This is a genomic window from Cellulosimicrobium sp. EB106-03-01-XG111, from assembly GCF_058792115.1.
Window position 1 is genome coordinate 43,416 of the sequence record NZ_JBYTEQ010000028.1, and the last position, 21,667, is coordinate 65,082.

At 76.1% G+C, this 21,667-nt stretch carries 22 protein-coding genes; 6 read left to right on the forward strand and 16 right to left on the reverse strand.

The genetic code is table 11. The features are described 5' to 3' along the window. Positions 1-56: 56 nt before the first annotated feature. From AC3WT4_RS18600 to AC3WT4_RS18610, 3 genes are all read right to left on the reverse strand, one after another. Complete coding sequence (locus AC3WT4_RS18600; protein ID WP_492316185.1) at positions 57-725, reverse strand: hypothetical protein; 669 nt, start codon at positions 723-725, stop codon at positions 57-59. Between the two features lie 199 nt (positions 726-924). Beyond that, entirely contained in the window at positions 925-2,832 is a 1,908-nt protein-coding gene (locus AC3WT4_RS18605; protein ID WP_492316186.1) for a glycosyl hydrolase family 18 protein, read from the reverse strand. 212 nt (positions 2,833-3,044) lie between these two features. Further along, positions 3,045-6,107, reverse strand: a complete 3,063-nt coding sequence (locus AC3WT4_RS18610; protein ID WP_492316187.1) for a LuxR C-terminal-related transcriptional regulator — start codon at positions 6,105-6,107, stop codon at positions 3,045-3,047. A gap of 505 nt (positions 6,108-6,612) precedes the next feature. Here AC3WT4_RS18610 and AC3WT4_RS18615 point away from each other — a divergent pair. Both AC3WT4_RS18615 and AC3WT4_RS18620 read left to right on the forward strand, forming a co-directional pair. Then, a complete protein-coding gene (locus AC3WT4_RS18615; protein ID WP_492316188.1) occupies positions 6,613-6,843 on the forward strand; it encodes a hypothetical protein in 231 nt (76 codons plus the stop codon). Further along, positions 6,843-7,868 carry a CorA family divalent cation transporter gene (locus tag AC3WT4_RS18620; protein ID WP_108047806.1) on the forward strand — a complete coding sequence of 342 codons (1,026 nt, stop codon included), beginning with the start codon at positions 6,843-6,845 and terminating at the stop codon, positions 7,866-7,868. The genes AC3WT4_RS18615 and AC3WT4_RS18620 overlap by 1 nt, the downstream gene beginning before the upstream one ends. Positions 7,869-7,917: 49 nt before the next feature. On the opposite strand, the gene AC3WT4_RS18625 is transcribed toward AC3WT4_RS18620, so the two are convergent. The 9 genes from AC3WT4_RS18625 to AC3WT4_RS18665 all read right to left on the reverse strand — a co-directional run bounded on the left by AC3WT4_RS18625 (position 7,918) and on the right by AC3WT4_RS18665 (position 15,514). Continuing rightward, a complete protein-coding gene (locus AC3WT4_RS18625; RefSeq protein ID WP_492316189.1) occupies positions 7,918-9,555 on the reverse strand; it encodes a glycosyl hydrolase family 18 protein in 1,638 nt (545 codons plus the stop codon). Positions 9,556-9,778: 223 nt separating this feature from the next. Continuing rightward, entirely contained in the window at positions 9,779-10,219 is a 441-nt protein-coding gene (gene dtd, locus AC3WT4_RS18630) for a D-aminoacyl-tRNA deacylase (RefSeq protein ID WP_492316190.1), read from the reverse strand. Further along, the gene (locus AC3WT4_RS18635) at positions 10,216-11,310 is read right to left on the reverse strand and encodes an asparaginase (protein WP_492316191.1); all 1,095 of its coding nucleotides are present in this window, start codon (positions 11,308-11,310) and stop codon (positions 10,216-10,218) included. The genes dtd and AC3WT4_RS18635 overlap by 4 nt, the downstream gene beginning before the upstream one ends. After that, entirely contained in the window at positions 11,307-11,645 is a 339-nt protein-coding gene (locus AC3WT4_RS18640) for a DUF2516 family protein (protein ID WP_286185721.1), read from the reverse strand. The genes AC3WT4_RS18635 and AC3WT4_RS18640 overlap by 4 nt, the downstream gene beginning before the upstream one ends. 10 nt (positions 11,646-11,655) lie before the next feature. After that, positions 11,656-12,093: a type II toxin-antitoxin system VapC family toxin gene (locus AC3WT4_RS18645; RefSeq protein ID WP_074802956.1), complete on the reverse strand. Its 438-nt coding sequence runs from the start codon at positions 12,091-12,093 to the stop codon at positions 11,656-11,658. Between the two features lie 10 nt (positions 12,094-12,103). Continuing rightward, entirely contained in the window at positions 12,104-12,436 is a 333-nt protein-coding gene (locus AC3WT4_RS18650) for a type II toxin-antitoxin system prevent-host-death family antitoxin (protein WP_074802959.1), read from the reverse strand. A gap of 126 nt (positions 12,437-12,562) precedes the next feature. After that, a complete protein-coding gene (locus tag AC3WT4_RS18655) occupies positions 12,563-13,711 on the reverse strand; it encodes an FUSC family protein (protein WP_083384555.1) in 1,149 nt (382 codons plus the stop codon). Beyond that, a complete protein-coding gene (gene ygfZ, locus AC3WT4_RS18660) occupies positions 13,708-14,850 on the reverse strand; it encodes a CAF17-like 4Fe-4S cluster assembly/insertion protein YgfZ (RefSeq protein WP_255179613.1) in 1,143 nt (380 codons plus the stop codon). Before ygfZ ends, AC3WT4_RS18655 begins: the two co-directional genes overlap by 4 nt. Positions 14,851-14,917: 67 nt before the next feature. Further along, positions 14,918-15,514 (reverse strand): heme-binding beta-barrel domain-containing protein, encoded by a 597-nt coding sequence (locus tag AC3WT4_RS18665; protein WP_074802965.1) that lies wholly within the window; start codon positions 15,512-15,514, stop codon positions 14,918-14,920. 254 nt (positions 15,515-15,768) lie between these two features. On the opposite strand from AC3WT4_RS18665, the gene AC3WT4_RS18670 reads away from it, so the two are divergent. Next, positions 15,769-16,164 carry a DsrE family protein gene (locus AC3WT4_RS18670; RefSeq protein WP_074804171.1) on the forward strand — a complete coding sequence of 132 codons (396 nt, stop codon included), beginning with the start codon at positions 15,769-15,771 and terminating at the stop codon, positions 16,162-16,164. 84 nt (positions 16,165-16,248) lie between these two features. On the opposite strand, the gene AC3WT4_RS18675 is transcribed toward AC3WT4_RS18670, so the two are convergent. From AC3WT4_RS18675 to AC3WT4_RS18685, 3 genes are read right to left on the reverse strand one after another with little or no spacing between them, the layout of a single operon-like run. Next, the gene (locus AC3WT4_RS18675; protein ID WP_492316192.1) at positions 16,249-16,728 is read right to left on the reverse strand and encodes a DUF4395 domain-containing protein; all 480 of its coding nucleotides are present in this window, start codon (positions 16,726-16,728) and stop codon (positions 16,249-16,251) included. Positions 16,729-16,764: 36 nt separating this feature from the next. After that, positions 16,765-17,247 carry a thioredoxin family protein gene (locus AC3WT4_RS18680; RefSeq protein WP_492316193.1) on the reverse strand — a complete coding sequence of 161 codons (483 nt, stop codon included), beginning with the start codon at positions 17,245-17,247 and terminating at the stop codon, positions 16,765-16,767. After that, the gene (locus AC3WT4_RS18685) at positions 17,244-17,978 is read right to left on the reverse strand and encodes a hypothetical protein (RefSeq protein ID WP_043654716.1); all 735 of its coding nucleotides are present in this window, start codon (positions 17,976-17,978) and stop codon (positions 17,244-17,246) included. Before AC3WT4_RS18685 ends, AC3WT4_RS18680 begins: the two co-directional genes overlap by 4 nt. A 358-nt stretch (positions 17,979-18,336) precedes the next feature. On the opposite strand from AC3WT4_RS18685, the gene AC3WT4_RS18690 reads away from it, so the two are divergent. Together AC3WT4_RS18690 and AC3WT4_RS18695 are read left to right on the forward strand one after the other, a co-directional pair. Continuing rightward, on the forward strand, positions 18,337-19,119 hold the full coding sequence (locus tag AC3WT4_RS18690; RefSeq protein ID WP_074802975.1) for a winged helix-turn-helix transcriptional regulator: 783 nt from the start codon (positions 18,337-18,339) through the stop codon (positions 19,117-19,119). Beyond that, positions 19,116-20,060, forward strand: a complete 945-nt coding sequence (locus AC3WT4_RS18695; RefSeq protein WP_257418509.1) for an alpha/beta fold hydrolase — start codon at positions 19,116-19,118, stop codon at positions 20,058-20,060. The genes AC3WT4_RS18690 and AC3WT4_RS18695 overlap by 4 nt, the downstream gene beginning before the upstream one ends. A gap of 43 nt (positions 20,061-20,103) precedes the next feature. Here AC3WT4_RS18695 and nth read toward each other — a convergent pair whose 3' ends face one another. Beyond that, positions 20,104-20,829: an endonuclease III gene (gene nth, locus AC3WT4_RS18700; RefSeq protein WP_492316194.1), complete on the reverse strand. Its 726-nt coding sequence runs from the start codon at positions 20,827-20,829 to the stop codon at positions 20,104-20,106. Between the two features lie 98 nt (positions 20,830-20,927). Here nth and AC3WT4_RS18705 point away from each other — a divergent pair, with 98 nt between their 5' ends. After that, the gene (locus AC3WT4_RS18705) at positions 20,928-21,605 is read left to right on the forward strand and encodes a Crp/Fnr family transcriptional regulator (RefSeq protein WP_021481784.1); all 678 of its coding nucleotides are present in this window, start codon (positions 20,928-20,930) and stop codon (positions 21,603-21,605) included. Positions 21,606-21,667 lie beyond the last annotated feature (62 nt).

Below are 21,667 nucleotides of genomic sequence, written 5' to 3' on the forward strand. Positions count from 1 at the left end.
CGGCCTCGCACCCTCCCGGGTGCGAGGCCGTCGTGGTGCCCGGGGGCAGGTCGCCGTCAGGCGGACGCCCAGCCCCCTGCGGCGAGACGCGACTCGAGACCCTCGAACGCCCAGCGGTCGACGACGAGCACCGCACCGCCCGGGGCGTCGGGCACGTACCACTGGAGCTGCTCGACGGTCCGCACCTCGGCCCCCGCGGCGTCGACGCACGAGAGCGTCCAGCGCGCGAGCGTCGCGGGCGTGCCGGCGACCTCGACGTCCGACTCGGCGGGGTCGCCGACCGCGCGGGCCGCGAGCGCGTCCGTGCCCGGGCACGTCGCGCCGTCGGGCAGGAGCGCCGTCGCGGGGTCGACGCCGTCGAGCGCCGCACCGGTCAGCACCTCGAAGCTCGGGCACGCGGCGTCCTCGGGGCACCCGCCCGCCCGGACCTGCGTGACGCCGTCGGCCGGCTGGAGCACCGACCAGTAGTCGGCGCCGGGGAGCTGGAGGGGGCCGACGGGCACCTTGCCCGCGTCGGCGTGGTCGCCGTGCGAGCCGTGGTCCTCGGCCTGGGCGGGGCCCGACCCGCCGTCCACGGTCGCCCCGGCGTCGGCGGAGCCGCTCGTGCAGCCCGCGAGGAGCGCGGCGCCGAGCACGGCCGTCAGGGCGACGGGCAGGGCGGAGGCCGCGGACGGCGGGAGGGGACGGGAGGTGCGGGGTCGGGTCGTTCGGTGACGCACGGGCACGCTGACCGCCTTTCACGGTCGGAGGAGCCCCGCAACCCACTGGGGAGGGCTGCGGAGGTCCTCGTCGGCCCCTTCACGCTAACGAGCGCGAGGGTTGGTCGAGATGCGGGAGAACCACACGATGGCGGCCCGCGGGTACGGGATTCCCCGTACCCGCGGGCCGCCCCGGCGGTCCCCCGTCAGGAGGTCCGGCAGGTCGTCAGCACGCGCCGAGGGCCTGCCACGGGCCGTACTGCTCCGCGCCCGGGACGTTGTTCTGCGTCCACCACTTCGCGCGGTAGGACTGGCCCTGGTAGGAGACCGTCGCGCCCCCGGTGTAGGCCACGGTCGCGGACCAGGCCGGCGCGGTGCACGTGCCCGGCGTCGTGGGCGGCGTGGTCGGGGGGTTCGTGGGCGGCGTCGTCGGCGGGGTCGTCGGGGTGGTCCCGCCGCACGTGCCCGTCGCCTCCCACGGGCCGCCCGCGCTCGGCCGGTCGCCCTGGGTCCACCACTTGGCGCGGTAGTTCTTGCCCTCGAACGACGCCGTCGCACCGCCCGTGTAGACGGTCGCGGCCGACCACGCGGCCACGCAGGCCGTCGGGTCCGTCGGCGGGTTCGTCGGCGGGTTCGTGGGCGGGTTGGTCGGCGGGTTGGTGGGCGGGTTCGTCGGGCCGCTCGTGCCGTCGACGGGACCGGCCGGCAGGGTGCGGACCTTGTCCGTGAAGCCGCCGAGCAGCGTGCCGTCGTGGTTGCCGGACAGGTCCCACCACATGGCGCCTCCCAGGTTCAGGCGGTCGATGTACTCGGCCTTGGCCGCCACCGACCGGGCGTTGTCGTAGCTCCACCACTGGTCGCCGTCGTACCGCCAGGCGGAGACGGTCGTCGGGTCGTAGTAGTCCTGGCCCCGCGTGCGGAGCTTGTCGTAGTCCTCGTTGCCCGCCTCCCACGTGCCGGGGGCCGCCCCGTTCGCGGCCGACCACGGCTGCGACGACGTGACGCCCTTCCAGCCGCGGCCGTACATGGCGAGACCGAGGCCGAGCTGGCTCGGGGCGACGCCGGCGCGGAGGTACTCCTGGACGGCCTTGTCCGCGCTGAACTGGCGGCTTGCGGCCCGCGGGTCGGCCGGGTCGTCGTAGAGGTTGCCCTGGTGGCCGGCCAGCGCCGGGTCCCAGGCGCCGTGGAGGTCGTAGCCCTGCACGTTGCCGTAGTCGAGGGACTGGAAGATGCGCGGGTCGTTCCAGCCGCCGGCCGCGATGTCGGCCGGGTTGGCGGGCAGGAACGCCGAGAGCAGGTAGTGCTTGCCGGTCTGCGCGCCGTACGCGTCGAGCTGCTTGCGGAACTCGGCGAGCAGGAGCCGGAAGTTCTCGCGGTCGTTCACGGGGTCGACGGAGTTGCCGACCTCGCCGTTGTTCGAGCCCGGCCACTCCCAGTCGATGTCGATGCCGTCGAACACGCCGGCGGCCGCACCCGGCCCGCCGCGGCCGTCGATCACGGGCAGGTTGCCCTTGATGTAGAGGTCGATGCACGACGACACGAGCTTCTCGCGGGACGCCTGCGTCGCCGCCGCGCGGGAGAAGTTCTTCGACCAGGTCCAGCCGCCGATCGAGATGAGCGCGCGCAGCTGCGGGTTCTTCGCCTTGAGCTGCTTGAGCTGGTTGAACGAGCCCGCGAGCGGCTGGTCCCACGCGTCGGCGACGCCGCCGACGGAGTTCGCGGCCGTGTAGCCCATGCCGAAGTCGGCCCACGCGTCGCCCGCGCCGTCGGAGCCGTTCGGCCCCGTGCCCTGCGCCTTGTTCGCGATGAAGCACGTGAGGTTCTGGTGGTGGATGTTGCCGAACGAGTAGTTGATGTGGGTGAGGTCCGCGGCCGCGCCGGAGTCCTGCACCTTCTTGAGCGGGAAGGCGCGGCCGTACACGCCCCACTGGGTGAAGTAGCCGACGTTGCGGTAGCCGTTGACGTCGCTGTCGCCGGGGTTGCCGACCGCCGTCGTGGCGGTCGGCGCCGCCTGCGCCGGCGCGACGCCCGCGAGGAGGCCGCCGACGAGGGCGGCCGCCGTCGCGAGCGCCGCGAGGCGCACGCCGCGCCGCCGGGCCGGGCGCGGTGGTCGGGTGGAGAGGGACACGTCCATGGGTCCTGCCTCGTGCTCGTGCGGGGAGCTGCGGCGGCGTCGTGCTCGGGGCCGCCCTGCCCTCAGGTCTCCCCGAACGTAGCCACGCCGGACCCCGCGCGTGATCCGCGCTTCCCGCAGTGTTCGCGGCGCGTCCGCGCGGTCGGCGTAGGGGAAGACCCGTAGGACAAACTAGGTCAGAGACTAACAAGTACACCCGAAGTGCCCCGAGCTCAGCGGCCCACGCGGTGCGCCAGGACCGTGAGCTCGACGCGCGAGCGCACGCCGAGCTTGCGGAACACTCGCCCGAGGTGGACCTCCACGGTGCGCACGGACAGGTACAGCTGGTCCGCCGCCTCCCGGTTCGAGGCCCCCTGGACGACGAGGAGCGCGACGTCGAGCTCGCGCTCCGTGAGCTCGTCCGCCCACCGGCCCCGCAGCTCCGCGAGCGCCTCGTCCGTCACGTCGCTCTCGCGCACCGCGAGCCGGCACGCGTCCGGCGGGGCGGTGCGCAGCGCGGCCTGCGCCTCGGCGCCGGCGCGCGCGACCCCGAGTGCCGCGGCGGGCAGGCCGGCGACCCGCGCGGCATGGGGCCACGTCCCGGCCGGGCCGACGGCTCCGCCGCCCAGGACGCCGGGGACACCGGGCAGACCGGGCACCGCGGCGGTCAGGTCCTCGGGCACCGGGCCGCCGAGGAGGCGGACCACCTCGGCGTGCTCGTCGAGCGCGATCGTCGTCCAGGCGTCCGCGCCCGCGTCGTCGAACAGCTCGATCGCGGACAGGAACAGGCCGTGGGCGCGCTGCAGCTCGCCCGCGCGGACGAGGGCGCGCGCGGCGCACAGGTCCGTCCGCGCGTGCTCGTAGGGCGACGCCGTCGTGCGGTTCACGCGCGTGGCCCGCTCGAGCGGCGCGGTGAGGTCCTCGGGCGCGGCGAGCGAGACGTCGGCGCGCACGAGCGTCGCCGACCGCAGCGACGGCGGGAGCTCCTTGGCGTCGACCCGGCGCCGCGCGAGCGCGCGCTGCGCCGCGTCGTGGCGCCCGGCGACGACCCACGCCTCGACGTCGTCCAGCCCGGGCAGCGGCAGCATGCGTGCGCTGTCGGGGCGCTCGCGCTCCGCGGCGAGCTCGAGCAGCGTCGCGGCCTGGGTCACGTGGTGGGCGAACGCGGCGCCCATCGCGCGGTCCACGAGCAGGCCGAGGCGCACGGGCCGCGACGTCGGGCTCGCGCACGTCTCCTCGAGCGCCGTCGCGACGGGCCCGACGACGCCCCGGGTCATCATGTCGAGCCGACGCGCGGCGGCCACGCCCATCCCCGCGAAGGGCAGTCCGAGCGGCAGCCGGAACGCGGCCTCCGCGAGCTCGTCCGCGGCGCGCGTGAGGGTGCCGCGCCACAGGTGCACGAGCGCCTGCGCGAGCCGGACGTGCGCCTCGGCGAGCGGTGTGAGGGCGGCGTCCGGACCGTCGAACCACCGGCCGCCGTCGCGCACCGGGGCCAGGGAGGCGACGACGCTCGCGAGCGTCTGCGCGGCGTCGTCCAGCCGGTCGTCGGCGGCGAGACCGAGCGCCCGGCTCACCTGGAGCGCGGCCTCGTGGTCCGGGCCCAGGTCGACGTCCGGCACGACGCCGCGCTCCCCCACCCCGAACACCGCGGCCCACGAGCGGGCGAGCGCGAGGCGGGCCGGGGTCGCGTCGTCCTCGCACCACGACGCGAGGAACGTCGCGGTGTCGAGGAGCTGGGACGTGCTCACGCCGTCGCCCCGCTCGGCGTGCAGCCGCGCCGCCGTGAGCACGCCCGTCACGACCCCGGCGACCGCGTCCGCGGGGAGGCCGTCCGGCCGGCCCCCGCGCAGGTAGGGCGACAGGACGTCGTCGGGCACCTGGCCCTCGGCGAGCGTGAGCGCCGCGACGAGCGGGCCGAGCGTGCACGCGCGCAACGCGTCGTCCCCGCTCCGCGAGGCCTTGCGCAGCCAGTCGGCGGCATCCTGCACGTGGCCCGACCGCAGGGCCGCGACCCCGGCGATCGCGAACGCCTCGGCGCGGTGCTCGGCGCCCGCCTGGCTCGCCGCCTCGCGCGCGACCTCGTGCGCCCACACGACGTCGCCGCGGTCGAGGTGGCGGCGTGCGATGCGCAGGAGGCCGGGGACGAGCGCCGGGTCGCCGACGAGGGTCGCGAGCGCCGAGTGCCACACCGCGACGTCCTCCTCGCCCGCGCGCCGGTGCGCCTCCGCGAGCGCGACGTGCGCCGCCGTGCGCTCGGCGAGGCGCGCGTCCGCGTGCACGAGCGAGCGCATGCGCGGGTCGACGAACGCGAAGCGGCCCCCCGCGAGGACGAGGTGCTCAGCGAGCGGGCCGTCGAGGACCTGCTCCATCGCGAGCCCCGTCGCGGACAGCACGAGCTCCGTGCGGTCGACGACGGCGACCGCCGCGACGAGCAGCGCCTGACGCTCCGCCTCGCTGAGCGCGGCGAGCCGGTCGGCGAAGAGGGACCGGACGGCGGGGACCGCCGGCAGCGGGTCGGGCAGGATCGACCCGCCCGAGAGCTGCTCGGGGGTGAGCAGCGCCGCCGTCTGCGTGATCGCCGCGGCGTTGCCGCCGAGGAGGTGCGCGAGCCGCGCCGCGACGTGCGGCGCGACGGCGAGCCGCCGCTCGACGAGCAGGAGGTGGAGCGCGTCGGCGGGCGCGAGCGGCGGGACCGCGCGCAGCTCGAACGGGCCCACGGACGGGTCGAGCGCACCCGCCGGCGCGGTCCCGAGCAGGACGACGGGAGCGTGCCGCTGCGCGACGAGGCTCGCGAGGACCGACCGGCTCAGCTCGTCCTGGAGGTGCAGGTCGTCGGCGACGAGGACGACGGTCGCGCCGTCGAACGTCGCGACGAGGAGCTCGGCGAGCGCGACCGCCGCCACCTCGGGGAGGTAGCCGAAGCCGGGGTCGACCGGCTCGAGGACCCGCGTGAGCCGCTCGGGGACCACGCCGCCCGCGAGCTGCGACACCTGCGACACGACGGAGACGACGGCCGACCCGGGAGCGGGGACGCCCGCGGGCGGGCGACAGCGGAGCGTGACGGTCGGCTGCGCGAACTCGTGCGTCGCGACCGCCTCGCACACGAGCTCGAGCGTCGCGCTCGCTCCCATGCCGTGCTCGGCGGTCCACACGAGACCGCCCTTGCCCTCGCTCACGGCGGCGAGCGCGCGGTCGACCTCCTGCGCGCGGGACGAGAGCCGCTCGAGCCGTCGTGCGAACCGCGAGTCCGCGCGACGGACCGGCTCGGGAACCATGTAGTCCTGCTGTTCTGACATGTCGGGACCCTCCGTCCGGGGGCTTCGTCGCCCGTCGACCGGATGAAATGTTAACAACCCTCCGTAAACAAGGGATCACCTCATCGTTTCCCGCTCGTCACACGGTCGCCACCTGGGCCGACGCCCGCACCTCGGCGGTTGCTGCCCGCTGCCCGGAGGGCTAGCCTGGCCTCGATCCCCGTCGCGGCCACGACCCTCGTGCGTCCCGACCCGGGTGCGGCGCCCACGGCGCCGCCGCCACGAGAGCGAGGTGAGCCCCATGCCTGACGGCAGCAGTCATAGATCCGTGCACTGCGCGCTCACCCCCCGTGGCTCGCGACCCGACGCCTGAGCCCGGCCGACGCAGGTCCCCTGCGTCCTCGGCCGTCGTCCGTCCCGCGCGGGGAGGTCGCCAGTGCGCTCCGCGCGCGCCTCGCGCGCGCCGCCGGACCTCCCCCGCCGACGCACCCGCGCCGCCCGCCGTGGCCGCGCCCGTGCCGTCCGCCCGCCGGAAAGGACGACCACCATGACCCAGCGTTCCCCTGCCACGGGACCCGCCACCACGCACGCCGCCACCCCTGCCGCGACCCCGGTGCGGACGCGCCCCGCCCGGACGCCCCTGCGCGCCCCGCGCGAGGAGCGGCGCCGCGCGCGCCGGCCGAACCTCGAACGGCAGTCGATCTCCTTCACCGTGGGGCTCTACCTGTTCATCTGCGCCGCGCTCCTCACCGCGCACTTCACGGCCGGCGGTGCGTGATGACGACGATGCTGCCCGAGACCCCGGGCCTCGCTCCCCGGACGGAGACCCGCCTGCCCGCCCCCGCGCGCGGCGGGCTCGACCTGCACGCCCGCGCGCACGGCGACGGCGCGCCCCGGTTCGACCCGCGCGTCCTGCGCTCGCGCTGGGTGCAGGTCGCGGTGGGCGACCCGGAGTCCGCGGCCCGCGCGGCCGAGCACGGCGTCGACTTCGCGGCCGCCGGAGGGCGCGTCTGGGAGACGGACGCGCACGTCTACCTGCCGGTGACGGCGACCCGGCGCGACGGCGACCGGGTCGTGGACGAGCGCATCGTGCTCGCCCTGTCCGCCGACGTCGTCGTGACGGCCCAGCCGCAGCGGCACTACGCCGTCTTCGACAAGGCGATCGCCCGCATGCGCCGCACGCCGTGGCTCATCGGCTCGTCGTACGGCGTCGCGTACGCGCTGCTCTACGCGCTCAACGAGGCGGCGGACCGCGTCGTGTCCTACGCGAGCGACCTGCTCGAGGACATGTCCGACGAGATCGACGAGGCCACGCGGGGAGTCGACTCGCGCGGCCGGGAGATCGGGGTGAGCGACATGCAGGACACGATCACGCGCATGAACCGCGCCGAGGAGATCGTGTCGCGCGCCCAGGAGTCCCAGCTCTCGCTCGCGCGCGCCGCGCGGCACCTGCGCAGCGAGATCGCGGACTCGGACCCCGTGCTCGCGGGGCTCGTCGAGACGCTCGTCGCGGACGTCGACGGCGTGAAGCAGCACGCCGGGTTCGAGCACGACAAGGTGCGCTACCTGCAGCAGGCGATCATGACGTCGCTCGACGTCAAGCAGGCGCAGATCGTCAAGGTCTTCACCATCATCACCGCGGTGTTCCTGCCCCCGACGCTCATCGCGTCGTTCTACGGCATGAACTTCACGCACATGCCCGAGCTCGACCGGCCGTACGGGTTCACGCTCACGGTCCTGGTGACGCTCGTCGCCGCGGTCATCCCGCTGGCGTACATCAAGCGCCGCGGCTGGCTGCGCTGAGCGCCGGACGGTGCGGTGCGCGGCCGAGGCCGCGCACCGCACCCTCAGGTCAGGCGCAGGTGCCGACGACGCGCCAGGCCGGGTACCACTTCTCCGTGCCCGGGACGTTCGTGCGGACCCACCACGCGGCGCGGTAGTTCACGCCCTCGTGGGCGACGACGCGCCCTCCGACGTAGGAGGTGCCGCGGTCCCAGCCCGGGAAGCACGAGCCCGGCGCGCTCGGGTCGACCGGACCGGCCGGAGCCGCGCGGTAGACGTCGGCCGCCGTGCCGACGAGCTCGTCCTCGTAGTCGCCCGCGAGGTCCCAGAACATCGAGCCGCCGAGCCCCTTCTCCGTGATCCACGACGCCTTGAACGCGACGGCGCGCGGCGTGTCGACGCTCCACCACTGGTCGCCGTCGTAGCGCCACGAGGCGCCGCTGGCCTCGTCGAAGTACTCGGTCCCGTGGTCGCGCAGCTCGAAGTACTGCTTGTTCCCGGCCTCGTAGGTGCCGGGGGCGACGCCCGCGGCGGGCTGCCAGGCGCCGTTCGAGTCGCCGGCCTCGACGCCGGACCAGCCGCGGCCGAACGCCGGGATGCCGAGCGTGAGCTGGGCGGGGTCGACGCCGCGCGACAGGTAGAGGTCGATGCCGTCCTCGAGCGAGATCGTGCCCGGCTGGGTGGTGTCGTGGAGGTTCGCCTGGTGCCCGGCGAGGTTCGGCGACCAGCCGCCGTGCAGGTCGTAGCCCTGCATGTTGCCGTAGTCGAGGTAGTCGAAGATCGTCGGGGCGTCCCAGCCGGCGTTCACCACGGTGGGGCTCACCGGGATGTAGGCGGAGAGCAGGTAGTCCTCGCCCCGCGCGGCGCCGCGCTCGTCGAGCTGCTTGCGGAACTCGGCGAGGAGGGCGGTGAAGTTCGCCTTGTCGTTGACGGGGTCGACGTGGTTCTCGGGGTGCTGCGACCAGTCGGGCGCCCCGGGCCACTCCCAGTCCACGTCGATGCCGTCGAACAGGCCCGCGGCCGCGCCGGGGCCGCCGCGGCCGTCGATCACGGGCAGGTTGCCGTCGATGTAGAGGTCGATGCACGACGCGACGAACTTCTCGCGGCTCTCGGGCGTCGCCGCGGCCTTCGAGAAGAACTTCGACCAGGTCCAGCCGCCGAGCGACATGAGGACCTTGGTGTCGGGGTGCTGCTCCTTGAGCTTGCGGAGCTGGTTGAAGTTGCCGGCGAGCGCCTGGTCCGCCGTGTCCGCGACGCCGTCGACGGAGTCCTCGGCGGAGACGGCCCGCACGAAGTCGGCCTGCGCGTCACCGGCGCCGTCGTTCCCGCCCGGCTCGGGCGTGCCCGGGGCGTCCGCGAGGAAGCACGTGAGGTCGGTCGGGTGGATGTTGCCGAACGCGTAGTTCACGTGGGTGATCTGCTCGGCCTGGCCGGACTCGACGAAGTCGCGCACGGTGTAGCCGTAGTTCTCCGGGGCCCAGGACATGAAGTAGCCGACGTTGCGGTACCCGTTGAGGGCGGCGTCGCCGTTCGGGGAGTCGGGCGTCGGGGCGGTGGCCGCCGTCGTGGCGGTCAGGTGGGCGGGCGACGCGGCGGCGGTCGTCGCGGCGACGACGGCACCGCTCGCGGCGAGCGCGAGGGCGGTGACGCCGGCGGCCGCGCGCGTGGCGCGGGCGCGGCGCGGGGCGGACGGGCGAGGACGGTGCATCGAGAGAACCTCTCGTCGACGAGGTCGGTCGCCGACCCGCGCGGACGCGCGGCGGTGCGGCCTCCTGCGGGGCCTGAGCGACCGGCTGACGTCAGCGACCGTAGCCGCGGGCGGGCGCGGGGGGACTACGTGCTTCCCACACTCTTCGCGTCACGCACGTCGCGCGGCGTACGCGGTCCTGCGTACGCGGGCCCCGTACGGGACAGCCCGTACGACGACGGTGTCAGGCTTCGAGGATCAGCGTGACCGGGCCGTCGTTGACGAGGTCGACCGCCATGTGCGTGCCGAACCGCCCGGTCGCGACCTCGACCCCGCGGGCGCGCAGCGCATCGACGACCGCGTCGACGAGCGGCTCCGCGACGGGACCGGGCGCCGCGCCGTTCCACGACGGACGCCGGCCCTTGCGCGTGTCCGCGTAGAGCGTGAACTGGCTGACGACGAGCACGGGCGCGCCCTCGTCGAGCACGGACCGCTCCCCCGCGAGGATCCGCAGCTCGGCGATCTTGCGCGCGATCGTCTCGACCTGCGCGTCGCCGTCGTCGTGCGTGACGCCGACGAGCGCGAGGAGGCCCGGCCGGTCGATCGCGCCGACGACCTCCGCCGTCCCGTCGTCGGCCACGACGCGCACGCTCGCGCGCGTCACGCGCTGGACGACGGCCCTCACGGCCGTCCCCCGTCGGCGTGCCGCACCGTGACGGGCGCAGGGTCCTGGGGGACGTCCTGCAGGGCGTCCGCCGCGGCCTCGTCGAGCACCGCGCGGACCGTGCCCACCGGCTGCCCCGCACCGAGGACCGGCACGTCGCCGAGCGCGTCGAGCGCCGGCCCGTCCGCCCCCGCGACGTCGAGGGCGCCGAGTCGTCGCAGCGCCGCGGCGAGCACCGCCGGCCGGGGTCGGGACGCGCCGTCGAGCACCTTGAGGGCGAGCGCACGGCCGTCGGGCAGCGCGGCCCCGTACACCCCGTCCGCCCCGTCCTTGGCGACCAGGCCGGGCACGGCGCGCATCACGAGCGTCGCGTCGCGCCCCGTGCCGCCCACCATCTCGGGGAACGCCGCCATGGCGCGCGCGACCTCGGCCTCGGGGGAACCCGGGTCGTGCTGCGGGGCCGCGGCGAGCCGCCCGAAGGCGCGCGCGAGCCCGCGCACGCTCGTCGAGAAGAGCGGCGCTCCGCAGCCGTCGACCGTGACGTGCTCGACGGCGACGCCCGTCGCCTCCGCGACGGTCTCCCGGACCGCGACCTGCAGCGGGTGGTCGTGCTCCAGGTACGTGCGCGGGTCCCAGCCCGCCACGACGCACGTCGCGAGCATCGCCGCGTGCTTGCCGGAGCAGTTCTGGGTGATCGACGACGGGCCGTTCCCCGCCTCCTGCCACGCGAGCGCGGCGGGCGGGTGCAGCGGGAGGTCGGGGGTGTTGCGCAGCGCGGACTCGTCGAGCCCGGCGCCCGCGAGGATCTCGCGCACCCCGGCGAGGTGCTCGGGCTCGCCGTCGTGGCTCGCGGCGGCGAGGGCCAGGAGGCGCGGCGGAAGGCGCAGCCCGTGCCGCAGCGTCGCGACGGCCTGGAACGGCTTGACGCTCGAGCGCGGCCAGATGACCGTACCGGCGTCGCCGCGCTCGAGGAGCGTGCCTCCGTCGGCGTCCAGCAGCACGAGGTGGCCCGTGTGGACGGACTCGACGAGGTCACCGCGCACGACCTCGGCCAGCGGGACGGCGGCGCGCGCGACCCCGGTGCGGACGCCGTCGGTCACCGCGGCGCTCACCAGCCGCCCGGCCGGCCGGACGACCCGTTGCCGCGCCCGTTCCCGTACGGCTGGAGGCGCGGGCGCACGTCGACGAGGTACACGATCGCCGCGACGACCGCGATGATCCCGATGAAGCCGAGGTTGATCCCGCCGCCGAGGGGGATCGAGAGGAAGCCGAGCGCCGCGGCGACGCCGAGGATCGCGAGCCAGATCGGCTTGCTCAGCTTGCCCTCCGCCGTGAAGGCGCTCGCAGGCCGCCGGAGGGCGTCCACGAGCGCGAAGAGCTGCGTCCCGAACACGACCAGCGACAGGAGGAGGTAGACGATCCACTGCAGCGACCCGAAGATTCCCACGGGCACGAGCCTACGGTCTGACGAGCGGCCACGGCACCACGCGCAGCCCGGCGGCACGCGCCGCGGTGACGACGTGGGGGTCCCACGCGGCCACGACCGTGTCGTCGTGCGCGACGGCGAGCGCGCTCGCCACGTGCACCGCGTCGTTGCTGCGCATCGACCCCGCGGAGACGAGGCGCGACGCGCGGTCGGCGACCGCGCCGGACACCTCGACCACGTGCAGCGCGGGCCGCAGGGTGTCCCAGGTGCCGAGCGCACGGGCGTGCGCCGGGCCGTCGATCACCGCGCCGCGGGCCCCCGCGGCGAGCGCGGCGCGGACCTCGACGTCGGCGAGGCGGCTCGTGACGACGACGTCCGCCCGGTTCCACAGGCGGCTCGCCAGCGCGGAGCCGGCCTCCGGGACGCACAGCTTCACGAGCGCGCTCGCGTCGAAGTAGACGAGGGCCACCGCGGGCCCCTCAGCGCCGGATCCGGCGCACGAGCGCCGCGACCCCGCCGCCGCGGGCGGCCCGGGCGCCGTCGGTGGGACGCGACCCGTCCGGCCCGGCCGGGCGAGGCCCGTCCGGCCCCGCGACGAGCGCCGGCGCGGGCACCGTGTGCACGGGACGCTCCCCCGCCGGGGGCACCAGGACGCCGTCCCGCACGAGCTCCGTGACGAGGTCGGCCGTCGCGACGCCGGTCAGCCGGGCGACGGGGACGCCGCGCTCGGTGATGACGACCTCCTCACCGTCCCTGGCCCGCTCGATCCACGACTTGAGCTCGGCGCGCAGCGCGCTGACAGGGACCTCCATGCCCCCGACCGTACCGGCCCGCGGTGCCGCTGTGCAGGGGCCCGTCGTCCCTCGGTGCGTACCCGGTGCGCCCAGGTGACGCGCGCCGCGAGCGCAGGCCCGCCCGCACCCGCCCCGCGCCGGCGCTCAGAGCTCGGGGAGCGCGTCGCGCGCCTGCTCGGGCGTCGCGCCCGCCGCCTCCAGGGCGTCGACGATCGGCGACCGCACGAGCATCACGAGCGACTGCACCTGCCAGTCGCCGTCGCCGAGCGCGTGGGGGTCGGCGCTGCGGGCCACCTCGAGGAGGACCTCGCGCGCGACCGCCGGGTCGCGGCCCGCGCCGACCGCCTCGGCGAGCACGTGCACCCCGGCGCCGAACCGGCCGACGAGGTCCGCCACGGCGTCGAGCTCGTGGTCGTCCGGGCTGCTCGCGACCGGCCGCGCACGCCGCGCCAGGACGCGCACGCTGCGCATCGCGCGGTCGACGAGGACGGCCTGCCGCTCGAGCCCGCCCAGCTCGTCGCGGTGCCGCAGGCCCGCCGCGCTCACGCGCGCGAGCTCGCGCGCGGACGACGCGGACGACTGCCACTCCTCCAGCGCACCCTCGGACGCGCGGCCCTGGACCAGCGCGGCATCGAGGTCCGCGGGGTCCCGCGCCCGCAGGCCGCGGGCGATCACGTCGAGCACGCCCGCGAGCTCCGACGTCGCCTCGGACCCGAGCAGTCGGGGTCGTCGCCGGGGGTCGCCGGGCGTGAGGGCCGCGACGGCGAGCGCGACGGCGCCGCCCACGAGCGCGTCCGTCCACCGCCCGAGCGGGCCGCCCGCCTGCGCGGCCGGGAGCCCGACGATGACGATCGCCTGCACCCCCGCCTGCGTCGTGAGCATCGCGCCCCGGTCGATGAAGCGCGCGGCGAGCGCCGAGACCGCGAGCACGACCGCGACCTGCCACCAGCCGGACCCGATCGCGTGGACCACGAGGTCCCCGAGGCCGACGCCGATCGCGACGCCCACGGCGAGCTCGAGGACGCGGCGGAGCTGCCGGTCCTGGCTGAAGCCGAGGCAGATCCACGCCGAGACGGGCGCGAAGAACGGTGCCGTGTGCCCGAGCCCGTACCGCGCGATGCCGAACGCGAGGCCCGCGGCCGCCGACGCCTGGAGGATGGGCCACAGCGCGACGCGCACGCGCGACGCGCCCTGCCGGATCCGGGCCCGCAGGAGGAGCCGGCGCCACGCGGTCCGGGCGACGTCGACCGCCCCCGGACCCGAGGACTGCCCTCGCGCCGGCCCCGACGTCACAGCATGCTCGTGGGTGCGCCCTCGCCGCGCGGCGTGACGCCGCGCCCGACGGGGCCGCGCGCGGCCGGACGGTCGACGGACACGCCCTCGCCGGGCACCACGACCTCCTGGGCCGCGGAGATCGCGCCGCCGTCGCACTCGACGAGGAGCTCGGCGTCGACCGGCGCGCTGCGCTTGAGGACGGCCAGCGCGATCGGCCCGAGCTCGTGGTGGCGCGCGACCGACGTCACGGTGCCGACGGAGCGACCGTCGAGCGTGACGTCGGCCCCCGGTGCGGGCAGCAGGTGCCCCGAGCCGTCGAGGTGCAGCATGACGACGCGGCGCGGCGGACGCCCGAGGTTGTGCACGCGCGCGATGGTCTCCTGCCCCCGGTAGCAGCCCTTGTGCAGGTGGACCGCGGTGCGCAGCCAGTCGGTCTCGTGCGGGATCGACCGGTGGTCGACCTCCGTCGCGAGCCGCGGGCGCCACGCCTCGACGCGGGCGGCCTCGCTCGCCCACGTGCCCACGAGGCGCCACCCGGCGGCCTCGCGTGCCGCGACGGCGTCGGCCAGCCCCGCGCGTGGGACGAGCACGAGCCGCCACGGGCGCTCCCGGCCCGGGTGCTCGTCCTCGGGCGGCCCGTACCGCGTGCCGCCCGCGAGGACGTGCGGCCACGGGTCGCGCCAGGTCACGGGCTCGTCCTCGGTGCCCTCCGCGTCGACCGGCTCGCCGAGCGCGGCCCACTCGTCCGTGGCGTCCGCGATCTCGACGCGGAGCATGAACTTCATGCGGTCCAGCCACGCGGCGAGGTCGGCCGCGTGCGAGCGCTCGGTGACGAGCCAGGTCGTCGTGCCGTCGTCGACGACGGACGCGGCGTGCTCGACGTGGCCCTGCGGCGAGAGCACGAGCAGCTCGGTCGAGGTGCGCGGCGCGAGGTCCGTGAGGTCCTGGGACGTGATGGAGTGCAGCCAGCTCAGGCGGTCCGGGCCCGTGACCGTGACGACGCCCAGGTGCGACTGGTCGACGACGGCGCCGCCCGTGCGCAGCGCGCGCTGCTCCCCGGTGGGGTCGCCGTAGTGCCAGGCGACGCCCTCGTCGGGGCCCGTCGCGGGCACGGCGCCGTGGCGGGACAGGAGCGGGCTGGTGTAACCGGTGGTCACGGGTGGTCCTCCTTCGTCGACGCGTCCGGTCCTGGCAGGCCTGCGGGGCTGCCCGGTGGCCTGCGCGTCAGGCCGACGGGCGCCGGGTCAGCTTCGCGGACGCGTACGACTGCAACGGCTGACCGAAGGCCGCCAATTCCCACACCCACAGGAGCTGGCCCTCGACGAACCCGTAGAGCCGCTTCGAGGCCGTCACCTCGGACGCGGTGGACGTGCGCGCGATGAGGTCGCTCGCCAGGTCCACGCGGCCGTTGCCGACGGCGCCCAGGTACACCGACACGCGGCCCGCCGGGTCGGCGATCAGGACCTCGAGGGGGTGGCGGTCGTCCTCCAGACCCTCGGGCCGGTCGGTCGACACGCGCCAGTAGCCGGTCTCCGTGGACCAGACGGGCGACGCGGCGGCCGCGGCGTCGAGGGTCGCCTCGTCACGCTCTGGCCACTCGCCCTCCGCGGGCACGGTCTCGGGGACCGCGGCGTCGAGGACGCGCAGCGTCGACTCGTACCGCAGGTAGGGGCCGCCGTCGTGGTCGAACACGACGTCGTGGACGAACGGCGTCTCCTCGATGCCCGGGTACTTCACGACGCCCTCGCCGCGCCAGCTCCCGACGAGCCAGGCGAGCGGGTACACCTCGGGAGCGAGGCCTTCGGGGAACTCGAACGGCATCAGCGACCACCTCTCGGAGTCGGGCGGCGCGCGGCGCCCGCGCGGGGACGGGCCCCGCGCGGCGACGTCAGCGCTGGCCCTTGAAGAGCTTGTAGACGACGTACCCGGCGAACCACGTGATGGTCACCGTCGCCGCGAGGAGCAGGCCGAGGAAGATCAGCTCGAGAGTGTGCGGGCTCATGCGGGCGATCCTACCGGCCGGACGGCACCGGCACGCCGTGGCCGTGGTCACCCGCGGGGCTACGCTCGGCCGCGTGACCGACTCCTCGCTCCCTGCCGCCGCCCCCCGCTCCCGCTCGCTCGTCGTCAAGACGACCTCCGGGCTCGACCGGCCCGAGGCCGCGAACCAGGCCTTCACCGTCGCCGCCGCCGCGGTCGCGGCGGGCGTCGAGGTGAGCGTGTGGCTCACGGGCGAGGCGGCCTGGTTCGGGGTGCCGGGCCGCGCGGCGGAGCTCGAGCTCGAGCACGCGGCGCCGCTGCCCGACCTGCTCGACGCGGTCCTTGCCGCGGGCACGGTGACGGTCTGCACGCAGTGCGCGGCGCGCCGCGGGATCACGGCCGACGACGTCCTGCCCGGCGTGCGCATCGCCGGGGCGGCGGTGTTCGTCGAGGAGGCGCTGCGCGAGGGCGCCCAGGCGCTCGTCTACTGACCGACCCGCGCCAGCCGACGCTCGGCTGCTGGGCGCTCCCGCGCCCGCAGCCGCTCGCCTGCCGGGCGGGGGTGCGACGGGCCGTCAGCGGGCCGGCGCGAACCGGCGCAGCAGGAGGTACAGCTCGCACCCGAGGCACAGGCCGAACGCGGCGTTGAGGACGGCGGCCACGAGCGCGAGCGCCGCCGCGGCCGGCACGGCGCCCGCGACGCCGAGCAGGCCCAGCACGACCCCCGCGGCGGTGATGACGAGGCCCACCGCCTGCGCGAACCGCGGCGGCCTCGGGTCCTCGCGCTCCGTCGTCGGGCCGATGCGCGGGAGCAGGACCAGCCGGTAGACGGCCGCCTGCCACGTGCCCTGCGCGCCGCGGACGGTACCGAGCAAGAAGCTCGCCGCGACGACCGCGAGCAGCACGAGCGCCGCGGGCGACGTCCAGAGCAGGATCACCACGGCGAGCAGGACGGCCGTCATGCCCGCCCCCGCGCGCGGCCCGCGCGGGTCGATGCCGACGGGCGCGCCGCCCGGCTCGGTGACGGTGGCCTCCAGGTCTGCCTGGTCGCTCACTCGGGTCTCCTCCGGTCGGGCCGTCGGAGACGGCGGTCAGCTGCCTGGCACGCTCGCGGGCTGCGCGCCCGGGCCCGCGACGGCGAGCGCCGCGAGCGCCTGGGCGCGGTTCATGCCCCCGCTCGCGCGGGCGACCTCCCGGCCCTCCGCGTCGAGCACGAGGACGGTCGGCGTGCGCAGTATGCCGAATGCTCGCACCAGGTCGAGGTGGTCGTCGACGTCCATCTCACGATGCGTCACGTCCGGGTGCGCGGCGCTCACCTCGCGCAGGACCCGGGCGGTGGCCCGGCACGGCGCGCAGAGCTCGGCGGAGAACTGGACGAACGTGCGGCGCTCCGCGAGCGCGACGCCGTGCGTCGCCCAGTCGACGGCCGCGGGCCTGGCGGCGGACGATGCGGCGCCCGCTCCCTCGCGCGCGGCGCGCACCACGCCCTGGCGGCGCCGCCACCACACGCCGAGCACCGCCGTCGCGACGAGGGTCACGACGAGCAGCACGGCGGCGAGCGGCGACGGCGTCACCCGACGATCACCCGGCCGACGACGAAGATCAGGGTCCCGCCGACGGCGACGGGCAGAGCCGTCGCCGAGAACGCGCCCAGCCGGCCGCGCAGCTCGGGGAGCTGGTCGAAGAGCGCGTGCAGCGACGCGACGAGCAGGCCCGCGACGACCCCCGCCCAGACGCCGCCCAGCAGCTCGAGGTCGGGCATGACGTAGCCGACGGCGCCGCCCGCGAGCACCGCGAGGCCGAGCGTGAGCGCGGCGTTGAGCCACCCGCCGAGCGGCAGCGCGGACACCGCGGACGCCACGGCGAGCGCGACGGCCGTCGTCACGACGAGGGACTCGCCGGCGTCGGTCCGGCCTGCGGCGATCCAGCCCGCGCTCGACGTCGCCACGACGATCCCGCTCACCGTGCCGATGAGCGACTCGACGAGGCGCGGACGGCCGTCGCGCCGCAGGAGCTCGGCCACGAACGCGAGGACGACGGAGAGCGCGAGCACGACGGGCAGGTGGCGCAGCGCGGGCTCGCCGTGCGTCGCGGCGGTCGCAGCCACGGCGCCGAGCCCGGCGATCGCGATGACGACCCGGGTCCCGCCGTGGACGGGGATGTCGAGCAGCCGCGGCCAGCCGATCGCGACGCCCAGAGCCAGCGCGCCCGACGCGATCGTCAGGGGCAGCGGGCCGAAGAACGCGGCGACGGCGACGACCGCCGCCAGGCATGCCGTCACGACGGCACGGGTCGAGAGGTCCACGCGGTCAGCGCCCCGTTCGGGGGTCGCGGGAGGGCGTCGGGTCGTGCAGCACGCCTCAGAGTGTCGCAGAGACTCGCCGCGGGACGCTCACCGGCTCCCGCTCCGCGATCGAGCGGCGGTCGCGCGGGCGGGCTGCCGCGCCGCCGTCGGGCAGCGCTGTCACCGGCCGGGGAGAGCGGACGCGCGCGATGTGAGACACGCACCGTGCGCGCGGCCGGCACGCGATACGGTAACCGTCCACGGACCGAGGACGTGGCCGACGACGTGGCGTGCCCCGTAGAGGTCCGTCCCGCCCGGTCGCCACGCGTCGACGCCCGGGGGCGCCGCCCGCGCCCCGCGACCCGGAAGGAGGTGCCGGATGGCCGACCTGCTCATCCTCACCCCCGCGACAGGCGGTTCCGTCGAGGTGCTGCCCGCGCTCGGCCTGCTCTCGCACCGCATCCGGGTCCTGCCCATGGAGCCGTCGGCGCTCGTCGACGCGCCGGACTCCGACGTCCTGCTGCTGGACGCACGCCGCGACCTCGTCGCGGCCCGCACCACGTGCCGGCTCCTGCACGCCACGGGCCTGACGGTCCCGCTCGTGCTCGTGCTCACCGAGGGCGGGCTCACCGTGGTGACCGCCGAGTGGGGTGCGGACGACCTCCTGCTGGAGGGCGCCGGCCCGGCCGAGGTGGAGGCCCGGCTCCGGCTCGTCATCGAGCGCTCCGCGCGCGGACCGGCCGAGGACGGCCCGCAGGAGATCGCGGCGGGCGAGCTCGCGATCGACGCCAGCGGCTACACCGCGCGGCTCCGCGGCCGCCCGATCGACCTCACGTACAAGGAGTTCGAGCTCCTCAAGTACCTCGTCCAGCACCCGGGCCGGGTGTTCACGCGCGCGCAGCTCCTCCAGGAGGTCTGGGGCTACGACTACTACGGGGGCACGCGCACCGTCGACGTCCACGTGCGGCGCCTGCGCGCGAAGCTCGGGCCGGAGCACGAGCAGCTCATCGGCACGGTGCGCAACGTCGGCTACCGGTTCGACCCGCCGAAGGACCGCCGCCCGGCGGCGGCCGCGGAGCCGGGCGGGGCGGACGCCGCCGGGGCGGACGCCGCGTCGTCGGCGGACAGCGGGTCCGGGACGCCGGTAGGTTCGTCCGGGTGACGCCCGACCCCTCCGACTTCACGTCCGCGCTCCTCGACGGCCCCTGGCGCCACGAGTTCGTGCCGGCCAACGGGGCCCGCTTCCACGTCGCGCTCGCCGGTCCCGAGGACCGCGGCGTGCGGGACCCCGGCCCGCCCCTCGTCGTGCTCCTCCACTCCTTCCCCCAGTTCTGGTGGGCGTGGCGGCACCAGCTCGAGCCGCTGGCCGCCGCCGGCTACCGCGTCGCCGCCATGGACGTGCGGGGCGTCGGCGCGTCCGACAAGCCGCCGATCGGCTACGACGCCCCGACGCGCACGCGCGACATCGCGGGCGTGATCCGCTCGCTCGGGTCGGGGCGCGCGGTCGTCGTGGGCCACGGCACCGGCGGCAGCCTCGCCTGGGCGATGGCCGCGCTCCAGCCCGCCGTGACGGCCGGGGTCGCCGCGTTCTCCGCGCCGCACCCCGCCCGCCTGCACACGTCGGCCCGGCGGCTGCTCACGCCCGCCGCGCGGCGCCAGCTCGCGTTCTACCAGGTACCGACCCTGCCCGAGCGCGCGCTCGTCCGCGGCGACCTCGTGGCCGACGTGCTCGCGACGGGCGCCGCGCAGCCCTTCGCACCCGACGTCGTCGACACGTACCGCACCGTCATGCGCATCCCGTTCGCGGCGCACACGGCGATGGAGTCGCTGCGCTGGGCCGTGCGCTCCACCCCCCGGCCCGACGGGCGCCGCTTCCTCGCCGCGCTCCGCCACCCGGTGGAGGTCCCCGCCCTCCAGGTGCACGCGGCGCAGGACGGTCTGCTGCGCCGCGACCTCGCGGACGCCGACGGCGCGGCGCTCGCCCGGGACTTCCGCTTCGAGGTCGTGGACGACGCCGGGCACTTCCTCCCCGAGGAGGCACCGGACACCGTGACGGAGCTGCTCCTGGACTGGCTCCCCACGACGCAGCGGCCCGCGGGCTGACCCGAGCGGCCGCCCGGTCGTGAGCGCGTGACCCGGCGGAGCCTCAGCTCGTCTTGACGAGCGCGGCCGCCTTGACCGGGTCGACCTCGCCGACGCCGAACGACGGGCACCACCGGGCGATCGTGCACGCGCCGCACGCGGGCCTGCGCGCGAAGCAGACGCGCCGACCGTGGAAGATCAGCCGGTGGGACAGCATGGTCCACTCCGACTTCTCGATCAGCCCGCCGACCACCTGCTCGACCTTGACCGGGTCCTCCTCCGTGGTCCACCCCAGGCGGCGCACGAGGCGGCCGAAGTGCGTGTCCACGGTCAGCCCCGGCACGCCGAACGCGTTCCCGAGCACGACGTTCGCCGTCTTGCGGCCCACGCCCGGCAGGGAGACGAGGTCCTCCAGGCGGGCGGGCACCTCGCCGTCGAACCGCTCGACGAGCGCCTGGCCGATCCCGATGACCGACTGCGCCTTGGCGCGGAAGAAGCCCGTGGGCCGCAGGATCTCCTCGAGCTCGGCCCGGTCCGCCGACGCGTACGCCGCGGCGTCCGGGTACCGCGCGAACAGCGCGGGCGTCGTGAGGTTCACGCGCTTGTCCGTCGTCTGGGCCGAGAGGACCGTCGCGACCAGCAGCTCGAGCGGCGTGGTGAAGTCGAGCTCGCAGTGCGCGTCCGGGTAGGTGACCGCGAGCTCACGGTTGGTGCGGCGCGCGCGCCGCACGAGCGCGAGGTGCGACTCGGGCTTCGGGGCCCGCGCGCGGGCCTGCTCGGTGGTGGTCACGAAACCCACCGTAGCCGCCGCCCCTGACACCCGAGTTGCAGCGGTAGGGCAGACTTGTCCTGGAACATTTCCGAGGACGAGACGATAGGACACCCCGCGTGGACGACGACGTTGTGCTCTCCGCCCCCCTGTTCGCGACGATGGACGCGGACGAGACGCGCACCCTCTTCGAGTCGATGCAGCAGATCGAGCTCTCGCGCGGGGACGTGCTCTTCCGCGAGGGCGAGCCGGGCGACCGCCTCTACGTGATCGCGAGCGGCAAGATCAAGCTGGGGCGCCGCTCCAACGACGGCCGCGAGAACCTCCTGTCGATCCTCGGCCCCGGCGAGATGTTCGGCGAGCTCTCGCTCTTCGACCCGGGCCCCCGCACCGCCACCGCGAGCTCCGTCGCCGACTCCGTCATCTACGAGCTCGGCCACGACCAGCTCGTCGAGTGGATCGAGAAGCACCCGAGCGTCGCGAAGCACCTGCTCAACGCCCTCGCGCGCCGGCTGCGCCGCACGAACGAGACGCTGGCCGACCTCGTGTTCTCCGACGTGCCGGGCCGCGTCGCCAAGGCGCTCCTCGACCTGTCGACCCGGTTCGGCGAGGAGACGGACGAGGGCATCCGCGTCGCGCACGACCTCACGCAGGAGGAGCTCGCGCAGCTCGTCGGCGCGTCGCGCGAGACCGTGAACAAGGCGCTCGCCGACTTCGCGACGCGCGGCTGGGTCCGCCGCGAGGGGCGGGCCGTCGTCCTGCTCGACATGGACCGCCTGGAGCGCCGCGCGCGCTGACGCACGACGCCGCCCGAGACACCGCACGAGAACGGGGTCGGCGACCGGATCCTCCCGGATCC